Raw genomic sequence first — 22021 nt, 5'->3', positions numbered from 1 at the left:
TCAGCAAGTACGCTTTTCTAATTTTGAGATCGGGAAATTTCATCATTTCCCGGGAAATATTGATAAAATAATAATGTTTATTTCTCCACATCAAAAGAAAATATAGTACGCTTGTTATAGGTATCCTCAGCTTTTAACATAACACTTGGGAATCCATCATTGTGTAATGATGCTGGAGAACTCTGCGTTTCGAAACAGACGCCCAGATGTTTTCGGGATAAACCTTCAGCTAATTCCAATCGATCAGCTAAACCGTTGGCTGTATACATTACCATGCCAGGTTGTTCAGTTCTGACCGTTAACCTTCTACCAGCATTCTCTTCATACACAACAACTTTTCCTTCATTATCGAAAATAAAGTAATGGTCATAGCCATGATCAGCAATTAGATGTTGTTCAGAGTCTGTTACAAATCCATCCTGAAGCATACGGCCATTACGAAAGTCGAATGTTGTATTCGAAACATCTAATTTTCTACCGGTTGGAATGAGTGCGTGGTCTAGCTCAACAAAATAGGAGCTATTCATTGTTACATTGTGATGCTGAACCGTATCTTTCAAATCACCACTTAAATTAAAATAGCTATGATTTGTCATTGTTAATGGTGTGGATTTATCAGTTTTTGCCGCGTAATCTAAGATTAATTCATTATCGTTATTCAATGTATACGTAACCGCGACCTCCACATTTCCTGGATAGCCGCCTGCTCCATCAAGACTCGTATGCGTGAGCATTAGACCAACTGTGTTATCTGTTTGAAAGGATTGCGCATCCCAAATCACATGATGAAATCCGCTGGATCCACCGTGGAGATGGTTGTCACCATCATTTGTTTCTAATGGGTACTTTATTCCGTCGATTTCAAATGAAGCATCTTGAATTCTACCACCAACGCGCCCAATCAGTGCACCAAAGAAGTTAGGGTTGTCTTCGTAATGTTTATAGTCTTTATACCCCAAAACCACATTTTCTACGTTGCCTTCACGATCGGGGACGCAAATCTTTGTAATGATACCGCCAAAGTCGAGCATACTGACAGACATACCATGATCATTAGTTAATGTAAATTCTTTCCATCTTCCCAAGATAGATTGTTCGTTTATATTCATCAAACGTCCACCTGCCCATTTAAAGTTTGTATAAATCGTTTGAATGCATCTTCTTCTTTAAATACACCTGCGTCCTCAAGCACACGGGCGAACTTTTTACCTAATTCTTTTTCTAAAATAGCATCTACTTTAACGGCATCGGACAGTGTTCCATATTCATCTTTTATCTGATCTGCCCACTCCTGATGGTATGCTGCTACTTCACTTGCCTTACCAAGTAAATATTGTTTAATACCTGCAAGCTCATCTTTCAACCTAGCAGGTAAAACAGCCAGCCCCATCACTTCAATGAGTCCAATGTTTTCTTTCTTAATGTGATGTACATCAGCATGCGGATGAAAGATTCCCATCGGGTGTTCTTCTGAAGTACGATTATTACGCAGCACAAGATCAAGCTCATATATACCGCCTCGCATGCGCGCAATTGGCGTGACTGTGTTGTGTGGTGTATCGCCAGAAAATGCTTGGATATTTGCATTTTCATTAGAATATTGCTTCCATGTTTGTAGAATATAATCTGCAGCCTGGAGCAATTGATCTTTTTTAAGACCGTGAAGACGGATGACAGATAGCGGCCATTTCAAAACAGAAGCAGAAACAGCTGCAAATTTTTCAAGTTTAAAAGTAAAAGCATCTTTTGCATGGGTCATTGCAAATTCATAATGTCCAGCTTGATAATGATCATGACTTAAAATAGATCCCCCAACGATTGGTAAATCGGCATTCGATCCAATAAAATAATGCGGGAATTTTTCTGTGAAAGTCAGCAATCGTTCAAATGCATCTTTATCAATCTTCATATCACGGTGTTCTTCCGCGAGCAAGATACTGTGTTCGTTATAATAGACATATGGCGAATATTGTAAGTACCAATTTTCATTCAGCAATGGCACCTGAATCATGCGGTGATTAGCTCTAGGCGGATGACCAGTCCGTCCCGCGTAACCTTCATTTTCGACACAAAGCAGACATTTCGGATACGCAACTGTTTCTTTTATTTCACGTTCTCGCTTGATTTGCTCGGGATCTTTTTCCGGCTTGGATAAATTAATCGTGATGTCCAGCTCTCCATAGGCCGTGTCCGCTTTAAAATGAATGTTTTTCCGGATGCGGTTCATCTGAATATAGTTACTGTTTTTACTTAACTCATAAAAATATTCCGTTGCTGCTTCCGGTGATTGCTCATATTTCTTATTGAATAGATCATTTACAACAGAAGGGCGGGCAACAAAGCAGTTCATGATGTTTGCTGTAAGCATTTCTTTGTCATCGAAGATATCCTCGATCACATCGTTTTTCACTGCATAAGCAACAATTTTTTCAAGTAGGTTGGGAATCGTATCATCAGTGACAGTATTGACCTGCTCAGGAAAAGATTTCAGCGCTAACAAGTTCATCACCTGGTTCCGGGCGTAAATATGATCTCGTTCTTCAATCAATTCCGCTTCAGTCGCTTGCTGAATCAGTTCTGCAATATGCTGATAAATCATTTGTTGTCAGCTCCTTCTACATAGCCATTTGGGCGTGCAACATGCCAATGCCATGCATCTTCCATGATCTTCGTAATCGAGGTACGAGCAGGTTGCCATCCCAATATGTTTTTTGCCTTTTCCGAACTTGCAATCAGTACACTTGGATCACCAGCTCGTCTGTCACCTGGCATCACAGGGATTTCTTTTCCGGTAACTTGTCGTGCGGTATCAATCATTTCTTTGACAGAAAAACCTTGATTACTACCTAGGTTGAAAATATCGCTTTTACCACCGCCATTTAAATAATCCAAGGCTAAAAGATGTGCTTGGATCAAGTCTTCTACATGAACATAGTCACGGACACAAGTACCATCTGCTGTATCGTAATCCTCTCCGAAAATAGTAATATGGGAGCGCTGACCAAGTGCCGCCTGTAAAATAATCGGAACGAGGTGTGTTTCCGGTCGATGATCCTCGCCAATTTCTCCCGTTTCTCTCGCACCTGCAACATTGAAATATCGTAAAGAAACATATTTGATACCATGCGCTTGTTCTGTCCATTTCATCAGTTTTTCCATGGTCAGCTTCGTTTCACCATACGCATTGGCTGGATTAGTTGGCATGGTTTCTGTAATCGGTACAGCTTCAGGTTCCCCGTAAGTTGCTGCTGTAGACGAGAATACAATGCTTTTCACATCGTGCTCTACCATCACTCGAAGTAAAACTTGTGTACCATACACATTGTTATCAAAATATTTGAGTGGGTCTTCCATTGATTCACCAACAAGAGAATTTGCCGCAAAATGAACGACCGACGCGATTGATTCTTTTTGAAAAACGCCTCGTAAAAAGTCAATGTTGCGGATGTCTCCTTCATAAAATGTGGCATTCGGATGGACCGCTTGTTTGTGTCCTGTCTCTAAACTATCAATCACAACAACATTTTCCCCTTGATCGATTAATTGATAAACCGCATGAGAGCCAATATATCCTGCTCCACCTAAAACCAATACACTCATTTATAACACTCCTTCTGTCGTCTCTTTCGCACCGTCACCGATCATTGCTGTATAAAAAGTTGCCTCATAGCCAACTTTTTCAGTATAAATGCGGTACACATTTTGCTTGAAATCTTCCACAAGCTCTTTCTCAACAATAGCAATCGCACAACCGCCAAATCCGGCTCCGGTCATACGGGCGCCGATAACGCCAGGCTGATCCCAGGCAGCTGCGACAAGTGTATCAAGTTCCATGCCGGTAACTTCATAATCATGCTGTAGAGATTGATGGGATTCATTCATTAAGTTGCCAAATGCTTTCAGATCACCTTGTTGTAACTTTTCCAGTGCTTCCAAGGTTCGGGCATTTTCATAGATGGCATGTTTTGCACGTTTTTGATTGCTAACACCTTTGATCAGCTGTTTATGCTGGTCAAATTGTTCCTTTGATAAATCGCCGAGGCTTTGGATAGATAACGCTGTTTGTAAGTCTGCCAGCGCTTGCTCACATTGCTGACGTCGTTCGTTATATTTTGATCCAGCCAGTGTGCGCTGTTTGTTCGTATTGATAATCATAATAACATGATTATCCAATTTGACCGGTGCATAATGATAGTCCAGTGTCTGACAGTTTAATAGTATTGCATGATCCTGTTTCCCCATACCTATTGCGAACTGGTCCATAATTCCACTGTTGACACCGATGTATTTATTTTCTACCTGCTGACCGAGTTGGACCATGTCAATCCGATTGATATCCAGGTCAAATAGATTTTCTAAAAGTACACCTGTTACCATCTCAATGGAAGCAGAAGAGGAGAGACCAGCGCCATTTGGAATGTCTCCATAAAATAAAATATCTGCGCCAGCATCTATCTTGTGGCCGGCTCCCCGTATATATTGAATCATTCCTTTCGGATAGTTTGCCCATTTATCTGCTTCGTTATAGGCTAGGTCGGCAAGATCACATGTTATAACCCCGGACTCCGAAAAGTTCATCGAATAAAAGCGTAATTTTTGATCGGTTCTTTTCGTTGCAACGGCATATGTTCCAAAGGAAATGGAAGCAGGGAAGACATGCCCACCATTATAATCTGTATGTTCGCCAATAAGGTTGATCCGCCCAGGGGCAAAAAACAAATGGGGGGTCTCGGTTGTGTCGAATGTTTCTTTGAAAACAGTTGTTAAATTTGGATTTGTCATAGGAACCTCCTGTGTTTATGATTATTGTGGAACGCTTACATGATTATGCTTAAAAGATAGTTAATTAATTAATTTAATTAAGTCTAGTGTACTATAATTTATTGAAATACTCAACAAAGGATTAATGAATAAATTAAAAAAAGGTATTGCGAATCTGAGTAACGATTGTTCGCCTTTTATAGTATTTTATATACAAAAAAGCGATCTCTATGTAAAGTTATATATGAAATCAGAAAAATAGTATAAATAAAATTGTCTATTTAGATGTAGTGCGGAGGGAGAATACTTATGTTGAAACAGGCACTTTGTGAGGTTGTAATTATTGATGACGAATTACTTATCAGACAGGGAATCAAGCATTATATTAATTGGGAGCAAGCGGGTTTTCAAATTGTAGGGGAAGCTTCAAACGGTAATGAAGCACTGCAACTTATTGAGAAGTCACGCCCGCATATTGTTATTACTGATATCGTCATGCCAATCATGGATGGAGAAGCGTTGACTGGAGTTATTAGAGAAAAATATCCAGAAATTCAAGTGATTGTGCTAAGTAGTTTCAGCAATTTTGATTATGTGCGATCTACATTTCAAAACGGTGTATCTGACTATATATTAAAGCCTAAATTAGAAGGGGAAGCGCTTCTAAAGACCCTGAAAAAGGCAGCGAATAATATTCCAAACTTTCATTTTTCTAGTGAAGTGGAAGGCAACACAAACGCTATTACCTTTATTTTAGATCGTATGATGTGGGGAAATGAGGTAGATTACGATGAAAGGATTGTAAACACAGCTTTTCCTGAAAACACCTTTTGTTTACTAGATATTGCCATTGTGCAAAAAGGCCGAACAAGTTATACGCAAGTAAAGAAGGACATTGATGAGACACTTGGACTATACTTTGATGAAACGATCTTCCATCCTGTTATTTTTAATGAAAAAGAAGCTGTTTTCCTCCTGAACTTTAAAAAAACTGAAATGTTGAGAATAAAGCATGTGGTCGAGCAAGTCACCAGGTGCTTATCAGATAAAATTCCGGGGATTTTTCTTACTTTAAATAAGCCATATGATTCCATTCGTGAAACCAAACAAAACTATCAAGATAAATTACTGCAATTAAGAAGTTATCGCTTTTATTTCCCGGATAAATCAGTTTTGTTCTTTGATGATTTTTCCTCTATAACTGAGAAAGAAACATTTAATTTAAATCGTTTTATAGAAGTCTTTAAACATGAGGATTTTGATGATGCCTTCGATTATTTAAAAGGACATGTATCCTATTTATCATCGCATATTACAAAAACTGAAGATGAATATAAGTCCTTTCTCGGAAATATTATTTTCAACATTACTGTCTTACTTGGAAATCTGAATTATGATAATGAAAAATTGGATAAAAAGAAATATGATTATTTTACATCTATCAATGATTCGGTCCATGTCAAGGAAGCGGAAGCGTGTTTATACAACTTTTTAGATGAGATAAATGAAATTATAATGTTAAAAGCGAACGACAACAAAAGAAGTAATTTCGAAAAGTTAATCGATTATATTGATCAACATTATTCGGAGCCTTTGAAATTAAAGGAAGTAGCGAATCATTTTCATTTTAATCCTTCCTACTTATCCTCCTATTTTAGTACACATTACCAGGAGGGATATAATGAATATCTAAATAGGGTAAGGATTGAAAAGGCAAAAGAATACCTGAGGGAAAATAAGATATCCATTTCAGAAATAAGTGGTATGACAGGATATGCGGACCATAGCTATTTTTGTAAGGTATTTAAAAAGAGAACAGGCATGTCTCCAAGTAGTTATCGAAGAAATTTAATGGGCAGGAAATAAGAAAAAGATGATAAAAGGATTAAATCGGTTTAAAAACAACGGCTTATTTGTAAAAATGTTTATTGTTATGGTTGTCAGTATTGTACTTGTTTCTGTTTTAATTACGTTAAATACATTTCGTGTATCAGAAAAATTGTTTATAGACACTTTTAGCATCACGAATAACAAAATTATCAATCAAATAAACACAAATTTCGAAACGTTTACTGATGTTATTAGTATGTCCTTTCATGAAGTACAGCAAAGTGATAAGATCAAAGCATTTTTAACAGAAAAGGATTTTGATGCAAAGACAGATGCCAAAGCATATTACAATATTAACGAACAAATGACATCAATTACATCCAATATTGATATTCCTGGAATAAACATGTTTCTAGTGGGGGAAAATGGAAGGTCGTTCTCAACTAATTATGTTAATTGGCCAATATCGAAAGAATTGCTGCAAGAAAGTGCTATTACTGAAAATACGTATAGGGACCCCAAAAAAATAATGTTTCAATATGATCCCTTGAATCTTGATACGAAGACGAGCCATATCATTGCATCAAAGCCATTGTATGATCGGGAAACGGAAAGTATATATGGTCTGTTGTATATTTCAATTCAGGAAAATGAACTGAATAGGTTTTATGATCGTTATACAAGTGCAGGAAATGATGTCGTTATCATTGATCAGTCTGGCCGGGTTGCGTCGAGTAATCAGAAGGACCTCATTGGTCATAAAGAAATGGACTTACTTCAGTATGCTAAGGAGAAAGAAGAGGATAAATCTAATTATAATAGTCTCGAAGTCTTTGGGAAAAAGAAAATAGTTATCTCTCAACATATTCCGATTATGGACTTTTACCTTGTTAATTTGATTGACAAAGATTTAGTAATGAACAACCTAATTGATACGAAATCAATTGTTATGATTAGTTTACTTATTGTATCAGTAGCAGTAGTGGCTGTATTTTTTATAACAGGAAGATTAACAAAGTCATTAAAATTGCTGGTATCACAAATATCCAACATGGCAAAAAACGATTTTGACCAATATGTAACTGTGGATGGGAATGACGAAACGAAACAATTAGCAACTACTTTTAATTACATGCTTGATGAATTGCATGATTATGTAAATCAATTGATAGAAACACAAAAGAAGCAAAGGGAAGCTGAGTTATCTGCGCTACAGCAACAAATTAATCCGCATTTCTTATATAATACGCTAACATCTATCAATATCATGGTTCAGCAGGGAAACAAAGAAAAGTCAGCTGATACGATTTATGCCTTAGTATCTTTATTAGAAAATACGGTTGGTAATCCGAATGAAATTATAACAGTAGAACAGGAATTAGAGAATATGAGGCATTACGTATTTATTAATCAAGGGCGTTATGGCGACCGAATAAAAGTAAACTATTTTATTGCCCCTGAATGTTTGAACCACGGTTTACCTAAACTCATTATCCAGCCTTTTATGGAGAATGCATTTTTTCATGCCTTTAATAAAAAGGAGTCTGGGCACATCCATTTACTTATTGCAGAAAGGGAAGATGATTTAGTTTGTGAGATAGTTGATAATGGTGATGGTATGGAAATGAATGAGCGTCGGATCATACAGCATAACAAAAAGAATCGACATCTCTTTAGTGGGATAGGGATTCATAATGTGAATGAGCGAATAAAGCTATTGTACGGAGAGGGTTATGGGGTTGAATTATCCAGTCATTTAGGTGAAGGAACTACTGTGAAAATCAGATTGCCTATCATTAAACCGAATAATTTTACAAAAACCCAATAAAAAGACAATCTTAGATAATTATATATATTAAGAAATAAGAATAGTACAAACTCGTTATAACAATTATTATAACGGGTTTGTTTTTTTCTATGTTAGTCTTTTAATTATAGGCAAGCGCTTACAATAAATGGGAGGGAAATGACATGAAGAAAATAATTATTTTGTTATTAGCTGGTATTGTATTGCTTTCAGCTTGTTCATCAGGATCTGATGAAACATCCGAAAGCGGTGACAATGATGAAATAACTGCATGGGCTTGGGATCCGAAGTTTAATATAGCAGCACTTGAACTTGGTGAAGAAACCTACGCAGCAGAAGACAAAGAATTTAACCTGAAAATTATTGAAAACGCACAGGATGATATTGTGCAAAAACTAAACACCGGTCTTAGTTCAGGAACAATGAAGGGCATGCCAAATATTGTATTAATTGAGGATTATCGGGCCCAGAGCTTCTTACAAGCATATCCGGATGCCTTTTATGATCTGTCAGATCACTTTAATATAGATGACTTCTCAGATTATAAAATTGAACCGACAAGCTTTGAAGGAAAACATTATGGGATACCATTCGACACAGGAGTGGTTGGTTTGTATCTGCGAACCGATTACATCGAAGAGGCTGGATATACGATGGATGATTTCAATAATATCACCTGGGACCAATTCATCGAGATCGGAAAGGATGTAAAGAAGAAAATAGGTAAACCAATGATGACGCTTGATCCGAATGATCTAGGTACCATACGTATGATGATCCAAACTGCTGGATCCTGGTATTTAGAAGATGATGGCGTTACGCCTAATCTTGCGGAAAATGAAGCGCTGAAAGAAGCTTTCCGTGTATATAAAGAGATACTTGATGAAGATCTGGCGATTATTACTTCTGATTGGAGTCAAATGCTTGCAGGATTTAATGATGGGAAAGTTGTAAGTGTTGCGCAAGGGAATTGGATAACACCAAGCATTAAAGCGGAAGCGTCCCAATCAGGAGACTGGGCAGTTGCGCCTATCCCTAAATTAGATGTACCTAAAGCAGTCAACGCTTCTAACTTGGGTGGCAGTTCTCTCTATGTGTTAGATGTACCAGGGAAAGAAAAAGCAGCGGAATTCCTTGAAAGTACATTCGGGTCTGATGAAGACTTCTACCAAGATCTTGTTACGGATGTAGGTGCAATTGGTACTTATACTCCTGCAACAGATGGCGAAGCGTACAAAAAAGAAGATGAGTACTTTAATGACCAAGCGATTGTTTCTGATTTTTCTACCTGGGTAGATGACATCATCGGAGTAAATTACGGCATGCATACTTATGCTATTGAAGATATTTTAATTGCTGAGATGCAACAATATCTGGATGGACAAGATATCGATGATGTGATGAATGATGCGCAACAACAAGCTGATGCACAACTAAAATAATTTAGTTAAATAATATCTATTTCAAGGTGCGCAAGGAGTGAAAAAATGAGTAATAGAATGAAAATTAACGCAACGGGTTGGTTCTTTATTGCTATAGCTACTGTTGTAATCACGTTGTTTTATTTTTATCCAATGGCGCAGGCTTTAATTTTGTCTTTTCAATCAGGTCTTGGTGCAAATTTAAGTTTTGTTGGTTTCGATAATTATATACGCTTATTTCATGACCCTACATTTATTACAGCGATCACCAATACTTTTATTTATTTACTCGTACAAGTACCTGTCATGATTGTGTTGGGATTGTTTTTGTCCGTATTACTGAATGATAAAAAGTTAAAATTCAAGGGGCTTTTTCGGACAGCAATATTTTTACCGGTAATTACTTCATTAGTAGCATATTCCGTTATTTTTAAATATCTATTCGCTACTGACGGTGTTCTCAATCAGTTTCTAGTTAAGTTTTCTATTATTCCTGAAGCGATAGAATGGTTGACTGATCCGTTTTGGGCGAAAGTAACGATCATCATTGCAATTACATGGCGCTGGACTGGGTATAACATGATTTTTTACCTATCGGCTCTACAAAATGTGGATCAATCCATATACGAAGCTGCGAGAATTGATGGAGCATCTGCATTTAAGGTATTTACGAGAATTACAATACCGATGCTAAAACCAATTATCCTGTTCACCTCCATTACTTCGACAATTGGTACATTGCAAATTTTTGACGAGATAATGAATATAACTGGGGGAGGACCGGGAAACGCAACAACATCAATATCCCAGTATATCTATAACTTATCATTTAAATATACTCCGGATTTCGGGTATGCTACAGCAGTTTCCTTTGTTATTGTGATATTGATTATTCTATTTACAGCGCTACAATTCAGGGTGGCAGGTGATAAAAATGACTAAGTTTAAAAGGATATTTGCTTATGTTTTCTTAACGATTGCGTCCATTATATCTATTTTCCCGTTTTTATGGATGCTTATCAGTATGACGAATAAGTCGATTGATGTTACAAGGGGAAGTATGTTGCCGGGAACGCAGCTTTTAGAGAATATAAAAAATCTGTTTCAGACGGTGGATATCGTTCCTGCGATGGTAAATTCGGGAATTATTGCGCTTGTAACAACTGTACTTGCTCTACTTATTGCATCATTAGCTGGTTATGGTTTTGAAATGTTTAAAAGTAAAAAGAAAGATATCATATTTAACATTTTACTGTTATCTATGATGATTCCATTTGCGGTATTAATGGTTCCTTTATATCGTATGTTTGGAAGTATTTCACAAGTTATGCCTTTTATTGGGATTGACACATTAGCAGCAGCTTTTTTACCGACTATAACCACAGCCTTCTTGATTTTTTTCTTTAGGCAAAGTGCTAAGATGTTTCCTAAAGAGATGATCGAGGCTGGTCGTATAGATGGACTTGGAGAATTCGGGATCTTCTTTCGAATATTTATGCCTACGATGAAAACAACGTATGCTGCAGCAGCTATTATCACTTTTATGAATAGCTGGAATAATTATTTGTGGCCTTTGGTAATATTGCAATCACCAGATAAGCAAACGATACCATTGCTTATCTCGAATCTTGGAGCAGGGTATTCTCCTGACTATGGTGTTATCATGACTGCTATTGTTATCACTACATTACCAACGGCATTGGTGTTTTTCTTCATGCAAAAACATTTTGTAGAGGGCATGATGGGCTCTGTTAAATAAGTCTTTATTGATTTAATCGAGACGATCTTTTCTAAAAGAATGTTGATTTTGACACAAGGTCTATAAAATGCGACGTAACTCCTATCTATGTTAGATTTGTAGCGCAGATAATTAAATTAGATACCTAGTCGACCGCAGCCCGTATACACTTCGCTTTCCGGGGGCGGCTGATGAGCCTCCTTGTGCTATCGCACTGCGGGGTCTCACCGATGCCTTAGCTCCCCCAGGAGTCTACGTGTATACGGGCTGCTGGTAATAGTGTTTGCCAATAACAGGGTTTTAGCTGAATTAAATGACAAATATTTCATTCGTAATAGCTTTACCAGTCCGGGTGAGAGGAGTCAACGGACCACCGCTACAACCAACCATCATAATAGGGGGAGTGAGCTATATAGTACTGTTCCCAAACAGCAGGTTAGAGTAGTGTATTTTCCGTAGCGGGGACAAGTTACATCGCGGTGATCTACCAAATACGAAAATTAAAAAGCTATAAAGCTTACAAAAAGAGAGATTATTAAAGAAAAAGAGGGATAATGGATGTTTAAACAACTTAAAAAGTATGAGTATCATGCTCCAAAGAATGGCTATCCGGAGTGGAATAATAATCCGGAGATTTTTCAGCTGAACAGGCTTGAGGCACATGCTACTTCAATGCCTTATCAAGACGTGGAGGAAGCATTGAAGGGGAAACGAGATGCTTCCGATTATCAAAAGTCTTTAAATGGATCTTGGAAATTCTCGTTCGCGGAAAATCCGGAGAAAAGAAATTTAGATTTTTATAAAATGGATTATGATAATAGTAACTGGGAGGAAATTAAAGTACCTGCCCACTGGCAGTTAGAAGGATATGATTATCCGCAATATACAAATACACGTTATCCATGGGTAGATACGGAAGATATCGAGGCTCCTTTTGCCCCAACAAAATATAACCCTGTTGGTCAGTATACAAGATATTTCCAAATACCAGAGAATTGGAAGTCACAACCAGTGTATATTAGTTTTCAAGGAGTTGAATCGGCATTTTATGTTTGGCTGAATGGTGATTTGGTTGGTTATAGTGAGGATACATTTACACCAGCTGAATTTGATTTAACACCTTATTTAAAAGATGGAGAAAACAAACTTGCTGTTGAGGTGTATCGTTGGAGTGACGCAAGTTGGCTTGAGGACCAGGATTTTTGGAGAATGAGTGGTATATTCCGGGATGTTTATTTATATTCTACCCCTCTCATCCACATTCAGGACTTTTTTGTGAATACAGAACTTGATGAGACATATGGTGACGCGGAATTAAGAGTCGATGCAAAAGTGCTGAATTATTTAAAACAAGAAAGCAATGGAATGAGGTTGGAGGCAATGCTTTATGAAGAAAATAAAGATAAAGTATTGGAGAACCCAATCACTATACCGTTAGATGTTTCCGAAAAAGAAACTACCGATGTGAAGGGATCTGCGTTCATCAAGAATCCAAAGAAATGGAGTGCGGAACATCCGAATTTATATACACTTGTAATAAGTTTACTAGATGAAAATGGTGGGGTAGTAGAAACACTAAGTTGTAAAGTTGGATTTCGAAAGTTCGAGATACAGGAAGGCTTGATGAAGATCAATGGAGAACGTATCGTATTTAAAGGTGTAAATCGTCATGAATTTTCAGCGTCTAAAGGTAGAGCAATTGATTTCGAGGATATGGAACATGATGTTAAATTGATGAAGCAACATAATGTAAACGCTGTACGTACATCTCATTACCCAAATCATCCAAGGTTTTATGAACTATGTGATGAATATGGATTATACGTTATTGATGAAAATAACCTGGAAACACATGGGACTTGGGCATATGCGCAACAAGGGCTTGAAAATACAGTCCCAGGCAGTAGACCGGAATGGACAGAGAATGTATTAGATCGTAGTAATTCAATGTTCCAACGTGATAAGAACCATCCATCCATTATTATCTGGTCGCTTGGTAACGAATCATTTGGAGGGGACAACTTTCTAAAAATGCATGAATTTTTTAAAGAAAAGGATCCTTCCCGATTGGTACATTACGAGGGAGTATTCCATTATAGACCATCAGAAGAAGCGTCAGATATTGAAAGTACGATGTATATACCTCCTCATGAGGTTGAACAATATGCGATCGGGGCTGATGAAAATGCAAAGCCATATATCATTTGTGAATATAGTCATGCGATGGGTAACTCAAATGGAAATCTTTATCAATATACGGAGCTATTTGATAAATATCCGATCTTACAAGGCGGGTTTATTTGGGACTGGCGCGATCAGGCTTTATTGACGAAAACAGAAGACGGGATTGAGTTTTTGGCTTATGGCGGTGATTTTGGTGAATCACCACATGATGGAAACTTTTCTGGTGATGGTTTGATTTTTGCTGATGGTGCGGTTTCGCCCAAGATCTATGAAGTGAAAAAATGCTATCAAAATGTTGAATTTATGTCCGATAACCTTGAAAAAGGAATCATCAACATTTGGAACAAAAATTTATTTACCAATTTAAGTGAGTATGAATGCAGGTGGGATATTACCGAAGACGGAATAAGTCTATTAACAGGCAAGGAAACGATAGACATTAAACCTGGATCAACGGAAGCAGTTCAACTTGGATATAAGACTTCTGATATAGCAGCTGCTAAGGGGGAGCTTATCCTAACGGTGAGTTTGCATTTAAAACATTCAAAACGATGGGCAGAGGAAGGTCATGAAATTGCGTTTGAGCAGTTTATGCTTCAAAATCCTTCACGCGAAAGTAATAAAATCGAGGCAAGACAACTGAAACATCAAGATGATGTACAGGAATTACAAGTTACCGGAGACAACTTTTTTATTCTTTTTAACAAAGAAACTGGGGATTTGAAATCCTATCGATCAGCAGGTGTAGAGATGTTGAAAAGTGCACTGACTCCCAATTATTGGAGAGCGATGACAGATAATGATAGGGGCAGTGAGCTCGATAAACAAAGTGCAACTTGGCGTGAAGCTGGACAGAATCGTATGTTAGAGAAGTTTCATTTTGAAAACACGGATGAAGGCATTGTAGTTTTTGTAAAGTATATGTTGCCGACGAGTAATGAATCAATTTGTGAGATTCGATATACGATCAATCCATTAGGTACAATAACTGTGGAGTATCGATTGATCCCTGCTGAAGATTTACCAGAAATACCAGTAGTTGGTATGATGTTTACAATGGATGATCAATTCGAAAATCTAGCGTGGTATGGAAAAGGACCGCACGAAAATCATATAGATAGGGAAAAGGGAGCAAAAGTTGGCATCTATAACGGGAATGTAAAAGATCAATTTGTTCCTTATTTAAAACCACAGGAATGCGGTAATAAAACGGCTGTAAGATGGGCAACTTTAACAAATAAAGCAGGGGAAGGACTGAAAATAGTTGGTCAGCCTACAGTCGAATTGAGTGCCCTGCCATATACACCATCTGAGCTTGAGGAAGCGAGTCATGGTTACAAACTTCCAGATAGCAATCAAACCGTAGTACGTATAGATTGCAAGCAAATGGGCGTTGGTGGTGATGATAGCTGGGGGCAGAAAACGCATGAGGAGTTTACGTTGTATGCAGACCAGGAATACCATTATGCTTTTCAGTTAGTTCCCTTTCGTAAATAGTAGTATCGTCTTTTAAAAGAAGTATTGATAAGGATACCACGAAGCGTTAAGTCTGCTTCGTGGTATTTTTACCTAAAAGTGCATGTGGATTAATCACTAATCAAATAATCAACAGGGCTAAATATTTTACTGTTTCTATATGTACTAGGAGCGACACCAAGATAGGAACGAAAAACTTTTGTGAAATAATTTCCGTTAGAGAATCCCACCTTTAACGCAATAGCTTCCACTGTTAATTGTTCATTTTTCAATAGTTCCATCGCTTTATTTATTCTCAATTTCGTTAAGTACTGTATCGGTGTAGCATTCATTCCTTTATGAAATAATCTGGTGAAATGATACTTGGAAAGACCTGATGCTGCAACGATATCGTCTAGTGAAATAAGATTGTCATAGTTGTTATCCATAAAAACTCTGGCTTTCGTAATAGCAGCCGGTAATGCTTTTTCCTTGGCTGTATGGAATACAGCTGCATACAACTGCATTAAAAACGCATAAGCAGTAGCGGATGAGCTGTAAGCATCATCCAATTGTTGGTGAGCTACTTGTTCCAATGTATGGAGGATAGTTTGAATTGGTGGGGAATAGACATCCAATTCAAACACATGCCCAATTTCTTTTGTGATTGTTTCATAGCAGCGATAAACTTCATCGCCAAACAAAGTGATGTAAATAAATTCCCAACCATCACTTTCGGCAGGTAAATAATACGTGTGATCACTTGGAATGTGTATAAAGAACGCTTCACCAGGATGTAAATCATGTGTACGTTGTCCGATTCTAATTTTGCCAGCACCCTTAAGGGTATATTGAAAAACAACGATGTCCTGTTCGCTGCGGTTTAAACCATCCCAATTGTAAGAGGTACTGTTCTGTTTTTCTTTTCCTAATACGTAAAGACCTGCAACACGTTGTTGGTGACCTCCCTTGAAACGAAATCCATATGATTCATCTTTTATATAATCATAATTGATTAGCAATATATTACCTACTTTCTTAAATATTTACCATTGAAAATTATTATGATACCGCTTAACATGATTGTACTAGCTATTTAACTTAATTGAAAGATAATAAATCATAGGCATTAAGTTCGCAACAAATTACTTGATTTAAAAAAAGAAATAAATTGGTTCCGATTTCAGAGAGAAAGAGGAGGAAAGTAATGAAAAAAAATTACATGCTTTTAATTACCCTATCAATCCTGACATTGCTCGTCGCAGGTTGCTCCGATAATACGTCATCAGATGATAATCGAACAAGTTTAGTCTATTATTCTACCGCTACAACAGAAGATGAAAAAGCATCGATGAAAAATGTAGTAGCGAAATTTGAAGCGGAAAATCCGGATATTGAAATCAAAGAAAATTATCCCGCTGGTGAGTACGAAAGTATGTTGCGTGTAAAAATGGCTGCAAATGATATGCCTGACCTATTTGATACACATGGGTGGGCTAAAGAACGTTATGGTGAATATGTGGAAGATTTAAGTGATATGGGTTGGGTAGAAAATCTAGATCCAGCATTGGAGCCAGTACTGAAAGATGATGATGGTAAGGTATATGCTTATCCATTAAACCAAGCTAAAGATGGATTAGCATATAATGAAAACCTGTTAAATGAATATGGAATAGAGCCACCCGAAACATTTGATGCTTTTATGAAAGCACTTGAAACTGTAAAAGAAAAAAGTGGAGGGGAAGTTACACCATTATGGTTCCCTGGATCGAAAAAAAGCTCTCTTGCACAATTCTTTGATCAGTTTGCTACACCATTGTTGATTACTGATGCTGATCACGATTACGAGGAAGCGTTATTAGATGGCACATTAGATTGGTCAAATTATACGTATTTACCAAAGAAAATGAAGGAAATGCAGGATAAAGGATTACTGAATATTGATATTTTAACGGCGCAGCAATATGAAATGAATGATTTAATTGCTCAGAATAAAATTGCTTTTATTGTTGGGGGAAGCGGACAGTTGGGGCCAATGATCGAAGAATTGAACCCAGACATTCAAATTGGTATTCAACCAATGCCGGCGATACATAAGGGAGATAAGCAAATCTGGATAGGTGGAGAGAGACATACAGTCGCAATGTGGAAGGATTCACAACATAAGGAAGAGGCCAAAAAGTTTATTGAGTTCCTCACGCAGCCGGAAATTGCCAAAGAAGTTGCTGAAGGAACAAGGCTACCAGCAGGGCTAACGAATGTTAAAGCAAATAATTATTACCAAGACTACTTCGAAAAGTACGCAGATATTAAAGTAGAACCATATTTTGATCGTGTTTATTTGCCAAGTGGTATGTGGGATGTCATGGGAACAACTTCACAGGAATTACTTTCTGATCAATTAACTCCTGAAGAAGTTTCTAAAACAATGGCTGAGGAATATATACGCCTCAGAAATCAGTAAGAGATGAAGTAATAAAATGCTGATAAGAAATGGAGTTGATAATGTGAGTGAAATAAGTAAGCGAACGGAAAATAATCCCGCTCCAGTTGAAAAGAAACGGTTAAATTTAAAAAAGGTCTTCACTACTTCTTTGTGGTGGATGTATCTTCCAGCATTGATTATCGTATGCTTTTTTATTGTGTATCCATTCTTGGATGGGATTCGGATTTCATTTACAAATTGGAATGGTTTTTCCCAGACATATAGTTATATAGGATTTGATCAATATAAAAGGATGTTATTTGATTCTAATACATGGTTAATTGTCAAAAACACCTTATTATATGGACTGGGAAGTACCATTTTACAAAATGTTATCGGCTTAATGTATGCCTTATTGCTTAATCAGAGTATACGTATGAAGTCAGTTGTTCGAACCATTATCTATTTACCGGTAATTATCAGTCCACTGATTATGGGGTACATTTGGTATTTCTTTTTTAGCTATCAAGGTGGGGCATTAAATGATGTTCTACAGGTCCTAGGTTTTGATAAAGTCAATGCACTTGGAAATCCAAGCGTAAATACATGGCTGATCGTTTTTGTTAATACGTACCAATTTGTGGGAATTGCAATGATTATTTATCTTGCTGGACTGCAAAGTATTTCAAAGGATTATTATGAAGCAGCACAAATTGATGGTGCAACGCCATTTCAACGGTTTAAAAATATCACTTTGCCGCTATTAATACCCTCGATAACTATTAATATGGTGCTGAATATTATCGGTGGATTAAAATTGTTCGATGTGATTATATCACTTACCAATGGCGGACCAGGAAATGCATCACAGTCCATGTCCACGTTTATGTATAGTTTATACTTCGACAAACAGGATGCAGGATATGCGGCTACGCAGGGTGTTTTAATGGCGGTCATCATTTTGATTCTAAGTTTGTCAGCGCTCATTTACTTTAGGAGTAAGGAGGTGGAAGCGTAATGGATTACATTAGTAAAAGTAAAAAACGATCCTTGACCGTGCTTGCACTGGTAATTTCGTTGTTACATGCGGTCCCCTTTTATATCTTAATTACAACTGCTTTAAAGGTAAGGGGAGACTATAGTTCTAAATGGGTGTTCCCGACTGAATGGGATCTTGGAAATTTTGCCGATGCATGGAACGAGGCCAATATGGGAAACGCACTCATCAATTCAGGAATAATTACATTTTGTGCTGCTATTCTGCTCATTGTTTTCGGGTCTATGGCAGCTTATCCCTTAGCTAGAAGACAAACAAAATTGAATAAGTATGTTTACTTTCTTTTTATTGCGATCATGGTTATACCGCCATTGACAGCCCTTGTTCCACTTTATCAACTCGTTGTTGATATCGGATTAATGAATACGCGTACGGTGGCTGTGTTAAACAACGTAGCGTCATTCATGCCATTAACGATCTTTTTATACGCGGGATTTATACGTTCGACGATACCAAAGGAATTGGAAGAAGCGGCACGTATAGATGGAGCTAGCACGATCGGTATTTTCTTTAAGATTATTTTTCCGTTATTAAAGCCGATTACTGCAACTGTTTTAATTATTTGCTGTGTGTACATTTGGAATGATTATCAATTCGCTATTTTCTTCTTACAATCGGATGAAGTAAAAACATTGACAGTTACGATTTCCAGTTTCTTCGGAGAAAATGCCAATAACTTAAATATGGTGGCTTCTGCTGCAATTATTGCGATGTTACCAATGGTTATCTTATTCCTGTTCTTACAAAAATTCTTTATTGAAGGGCTGGCCTCTGGATCTGTGAAGGGGTAAAACGCTTCTGGGTAAGTTTTGCAAAAGGGATTGGTAAAATGGTTTTCATTAAATACTGATAATTTATTAACTACAAAAGGGGAGATTTACATGTCAAAAATAACATTCCTAGGTGCGGGAAGCACTGTGTTCGCAAAAAACGTTCTTGGTGACAGTATGACAGTACCAGCTTTACAGGATTTTGAATTTGCTTTATTCGACATCGATCAGGAGCGATTAAAAGATTCAGAGTTGATGTTAAACAATATTAAGAAGAACCTTAAATCCACTGTAAAAGTTGTAGCATATACAGATCGTAAAGAAGCATTACGCGGTGCGAAATATGTAATTAATGCGATCCAAGTTGGTGGTTATGATCCGAGTACGATTACCGACTTTGAGATACCCAAAAAATATGGACTACGTCAAACGATTGCCGATACGGTTGGGATTGGTGGGTTATTTAGAAACTTGCGTACGATCCCTGTGATGATGGACTTTGCCAAAGATATGCAGGAGGTATGCCCGGATGCCTGGTTTTTGAATTACACAAACCCAATGGCAGTGTTAACTGGAACGATGCTCCGTTATGGCGGCATTAAAACTGTTGGTCTCTGTCATAGTGTACAAGTTTGTACGGATGATTTATTAAAATCACTGGATATGCCAACCGACAATGTGCAGTCCAAAATTGCTGGTATTAACCATATGGCATGGCTGTTGGAAGTGAACCGAAATGGGGAAGATTTATACCCGGAAATCAAACGCCGGGCGAAGGAAAAACAAAAGACAACACATGATGATATGGTTCGTTTTGAATTGATGCAACGCTTTGGCTATTATATAACGGAATCATCGGAACATAATGCGGAATATCATCCATACTTTATTAAAAAGAATTATCCGGATTTAATCGATCGATTCAACATTCCTTTGGATGAGTACCCACGTCGTTGTGTCAAGCAGATAGAAGATTGGCAGAAAATGCGCGATGATATGGTACATGATAAAGATCTGAGTCATACACGTACACATGAATATGGATCATACATCATGGAAGCGATGGAAACGAATAACCCGATTAAGATCGGCGGTAATGTGCTAAATACCGGTGGCTTAATCAGTAACCTTCCGAAAAATGCGGTTGTAGAAGTACCATGTTTGGTCGATGCAAGTGGCATTGCTCCAACTTACATTGGAGACCTCCCAGAACAGTTAGCAGCATTGAATCGAACAAATATCAATACGCAAATGCTGACGATTGAAGCCGCTATGACAAGGAAGAAGGAACATATTTATCAAGCTGCCATGTTAGATCCACATACATCAGCTGAACTATCAATGGATGATATTGTTTCGTTATGTGACGATCTAATTGAAGCGCATGGTGATTGGTTGCCGGCTTATAAGTAGAATATAATGAAGCCCATTTGTATATATGATGGGCTTCATTATTTCTTTAATAACTATAAACAAGTATATTAATTTCATCGCATCCCATAAGTAATATTGACAATTATCAATAAGCATTATATCATAATTAATGTAATCGTTTACACTGTAACGAAAGAAAGAAAGAAGTGAAGATATGGCGACGATCCAGGAAGTAGCACAAAAGGCGAAGGTCTCGGTGGCGACCGTTTCCCGGTATTTAAATAATCCCGATATTGTAGCCAAAGCGACGAGACTTAGAGTGGAAGAGGCAATCCAAGATTTAAACTACGAGCCTAGTATTCTGGGGCGTAATTTACGTAAATCGGAAAGTAAATTGCTGATCGTACTGATTCCTAGTATTTCTAACCCTTTTTATACAGAAATAATTAATGGGATTGAAGATACTGCGATCGAGCAAGGATATAACATTCTATTGTGTCAAACAGATTCGAATCCGAGTCGCGAAGCAATTTACTTTAATTTAATCAGGAATCAATTGGCTGATGGCATTATTTCAATGGATCCTACCGTAAATCGGAAAAACCTGACCGAAATTGCCAAGGAATATCCCCTCGTTCAGTGCAGTGAATATGATGAGGAAGGGATTATCTCTTATGTCACGATCAATAATGAACTGGCCGCCTATCATGCGGTTAAGCATCTCATTAAAATTGGCCATAAGAAGATCGCGATGATTAACTCGAATGAAAAGTTTTTATATGCGCGCGAACGAAAACAAGGCTACGAGCGAGCATTAAAGGAATCTGGATTATCAAGTTATCCGGATTGGGTGTATACCACCGATAACCTAGAATTTGATAGTGGACGACTAGCGATGAAGAACTTGCTGAATCAAGATATACGGCCAACAGCAGTTTTTGCGGTGTCTGATATTCTGGCAATTGGCGCATTAAAGGAAATCAATGCGACTGGATTGCATGTACCGGAGGATATTGCCGTTATCGGGTTTGATAAGATCAATTTTTCTAATATGACATATCCAACTTTAACAACGATTGCGCAACCGATGTATCAAATGGGAAGTATGTCAGCGCAAATGCTGATTAATAAAATTAGCGGCAAAAGAACAGACAGTATTATTTTGGATCATGAATTGGTTATCCGTGAATCAACATAAA

General features: G+C 37.5%; 16 protein-coding genes. 11 read left to right on the top strand and 5 right to left on the bottom strand.

Annotated features, from left to right (window positions below):
* Nucleotides 1-77: 77 nt before the first annotated feature.
* From JOC34_RS11870 to JOC34_RS11855, 4 genes are read right to left on the bottom strand one after another with little or no spacing between them, the layout of a single operon-like run.
* Nucleotides 78-1109 (bottom strand): aldose epimerase family protein, encoded by a 1032-nt coding sequence (locus tag JOC34_RS11870; protein ID WP_205136984.1) that lies wholly within the window; start codon nt 1107-1109, stop codon nt 78-80.
* Nucleotides 1109-2599, bottom strand: a complete 1491-nt coding sequence (gene galT, locus JOC34_RS11865) for a UDP-glucose--hexose-1-phosphate uridylyltransferase (protein ID WP_205136983.1) — start codon at nt 2597-2599, stop codon at nt 1109-1111. The genes JOC34_RS11870 and galT overlap by 1 nt, the downstream gene beginning before the upstream one ends.
* Complete coding sequence (gene galE / locus JOC34_RS11860; RefSeq protein ID WP_205136981.1) at nt 2596-3600, bottom strand: UDP-glucose 4-epimerase GalE; 1005 nt, start codon at nt 3598-3600, stop codon at nt 2596-2598. Before galE ends, galT begins: the two co-directional genes overlap by 4 nt.
* A complete protein-coding gene (locus JOC34_RS11855) occupies nt 3601-4782 on the bottom strand; it encodes a galactokinase (protein ID WP_205136980.1) in 1182 nt (393 codons plus the stop codon).
* 288 nt (nt 4783-5070) lie between these two features.
* Between JOC34_RS11855 and JOC34_RS11850 the strand changes: the two genes are divergently transcribed.
* The 6 genes from JOC34_RS11850 to lacZ all read left to right on the top strand — a co-directional run bounded on the left by JOC34_RS11850 (nt 5071) and on the right by lacZ (nt 15238).
* The gene (locus tag JOC34_RS11850) at nt 5071-6627 is read left to right on the top strand and encodes a response regulator transcription factor (RefSeq protein ID WP_205136979.1); all 1557 of its coding nucleotides are present in this window, start codon (nt 5071-5073) and stop codon (nt 6625-6627) included.
* Nucleotides 6628-6634: 7 nt separating this feature from the next.
* Complete coding sequence (locus tag JOC34_RS11845) at nt 6635-8419, top strand: sensor histidine kinase (protein ID WP_205136978.1); 1785 nt, start codon at nt 6635-6637, stop codon at nt 8417-8419.
* 143 nt (nt 8420-8562) lie between these two features.
* A complete protein-coding gene (locus tag JOC34_RS11840; RefSeq protein ID WP_205136976.1) occupies nt 8563-9840 on the top strand; it encodes an ABC transporter substrate-binding protein in 1278 nt (425 codons plus the stop codon).
* Between the two features lie 45 nt (nt 9841-9885).
* On the top strand, nt 9886-10761 hold the full coding sequence (locus tag JOC34_RS11835) for a carbohydrate ABC transporter permease (protein ID WP_205136975.1): 876 nt from the start codon (nt 9886-9888) through the stop codon (nt 10759-10761).
* Nucleotides 10754-11578, top strand: coding sequence for a carbohydrate ABC transporter permease (locus tag JOC34_RS11830; protein WP_205136974.1), 825 nt, complete (start codon nt 10754-10756; stop codon nt 11576-11578). Before JOC34_RS11835 ends, JOC34_RS11830 begins: the two co-directional genes overlap by 8 nt.
* A gap of 537 nt (nt 11579-12115) precedes the next feature.
* Nucleotides 12116-15238, top strand: a complete 3123-nt coding sequence (gene lacZ / locus JOC34_RS11825) for a beta-galactosidase, LacZ type (protein WP_205136972.1) — start codon at nt 12116-12118, stop codon at nt 15236-15238.
* A gap of 89 nt (nt 15239-15327) precedes the next feature.
* On the opposite strand, the gene JOC34_RS11820 is transcribed toward lacZ, so the two are convergent.
* A complete protein-coding gene (locus JOC34_RS11820) occupies nt 15328-16218 on the bottom strand; it encodes an AraC family transcriptional regulator (RefSeq protein WP_205136971.1) in 891 nt (296 codons plus the stop codon).
* Between the two features lie 185 nt (nt 16219-16403).
* On the opposite strand from JOC34_RS11820, the gene JOC34_RS11815 reads away from it, so the two are divergent.
* The 5 genes from JOC34_RS11815 to JOC34_RS11795 all read left to right on the top strand — a co-directional run bounded on the left by JOC34_RS11815 (nt 16404) and on the right by JOC34_RS11795 (nt 22020).
* A complete protein-coding gene (locus tag JOC34_RS11815) occupies nt 16404-17660 on the top strand; it encodes an ABC transporter substrate-binding protein (protein ID WP_205136970.1) in 1257 nt (418 codons plus the stop codon).
* Nucleotides 17661-17799: 139 nt separating this feature from the next.
* Nucleotides 17800-18639: a carbohydrate ABC transporter permease gene (locus JOC34_RS11810; protein WP_239544353.1), complete on the top strand. Its 840-nt coding sequence runs from the start codon at nt 17800-17802 to the stop codon at nt 18637-18639.
* Complete coding sequence (locus tag JOC34_RS11805) at nt 18639-19469, top strand: carbohydrate ABC transporter permease (RefSeq protein WP_205136968.1); 831 nt, start codon at nt 18639-18641, stop codon at nt 19467-19469. Before JOC34_RS11810 ends, JOC34_RS11805 begins: the two co-directional genes overlap by 1 nt.
* 90 nt (nt 19470-19559) lie before the next feature.
* The gene (gene melA / locus JOC34_RS11800; RefSeq protein ID WP_205136966.1) at nt 19560-20861 is read left to right on the top strand and encodes an alpha-glucosidase/alpha-galactosidase; all 1302 of its coding nucleotides are present in this window, start codon (nt 19560-19562) and stop codon (nt 20859-20861) included.
* Between the two features lie 175 nt (nt 20862-21036).
* A complete protein-coding gene (locus tag JOC34_RS11795) occupies nt 21037-22020 on the top strand; it encodes a LacI family DNA-binding transcriptional regulator (protein ID WP_205136965.1) in 984 nt (327 codons plus the stop codon).
* Nucleotide 22021: the final 1 nt, after the last annotated feature.

The sequence above is a fragment of the Virgibacillus halotolerans genome, assembly GCF_016908515.1.
GTDB lineage: Bacteria > Bacillota > Bacilli > Bacillales > Amphibacillaceae > Virgibacillus_M > Virgibacillus_M halotolerans.
The sequence above is the reverse complement of the archived record's forward strand: the minus strand, read 5'-3'. Positions and strand labels throughout refer to the sequence as shown.

Coding starts and splice junctions, on each gene's coding strand:
- JOC34_RS11870 (WP_205136984.1), bottom strand. CDS start 1,109: ATGAATATAAACGAACAATCTATCTTGGGAAGATGGAAAGAATTTACA.
- galT (WP_205136983.1), bottom strand. CDS start 2,599: ATGATTTATCAGCATATTGCAGAACTGATTCAGCAAGCGACTGAAGCG.
- galE (WP_205136981.1), bottom strand. CDS start 3,600: ATGAGTGTATTGGTTTTAGGTGGAGCAGGATATATTGGCTCTCATGCG.
- JOC34_RS11855 (WP_205136980.1), bottom strand. CDS start 4,782: ATGACAAATCCAAATTTAACAACTGTTTTCAAAGAAACATTCGACACA.
- JOC34_RS11850 (WP_205136979.1), top strand. CDS start 5,071: ATGTTGAAACAGGCACTTTGTGAGGTTGTAATTATTGATGACGAATTA.
- JOC34_RS11845 (WP_205136978.1), top strand. CDS start 6,635: ATGATAAAAGGATTAAATCGGTTTAAAAACAACGGCTTATTTGTAAAA.
- JOC34_RS11840 (WP_205136976.1), top strand. CDS start 8,563: ATGAAGAAAATAATTATTTTGTTATTAGCTGGTATTGTATTGCTTTCA.
- JOC34_RS11835 (WP_205136975.1), top strand. CDS start 9,886: ATGAGTAATAGAATGAAAATTAACGCAACGGGTTGGTTCTTTATTGCT.
- JOC34_RS11830 (WP_205136974.1), top strand. CDS start 10,754: ATGACTAAGTTTAAAAGGATATTTGCTTATGTTTTCTTAACGATTGCG.
- lacZ (WP_205136972.1), top strand. CDS start 12,116: ATGTTTAAACAACTTAAAAAGTATGAGTATCATGCTCCAAAGAATGGC.
- JOC34_RS11815 (WP_205136970.1), top strand. CDS start 16,404: ATGAAAAAAAATTACATGCTTTTAATTACCCTATCAATCCTGACATTG.
- JOC34_RS11810 (WP_239544353.1), top strand. CDS start 17,800: ATGTATCTTCCAGCATTGATTATCGTATGCTTTTTTATTGTGTATCCA.
- JOC34_RS11805 (WP_205136968.1), top strand. CDS start 18,639: ATGGATTACATTAGTAAAAGTAAAAAACGATCCTTGACCGTGCTTGCA.
- melA (WP_205136966.1), top strand. CDS start 19,560: ATGTCAAAAATAACATTCCTAGGTGCGGGAAGCACTGTGTTCGCAAAA.
- JOC34_RS11795 (WP_205136965.1), top strand. CDS start 21,037: ATGGCGACGATCCAGGAAGTAGCACAAAAGGCGAAGGTCTCGGTGGCG.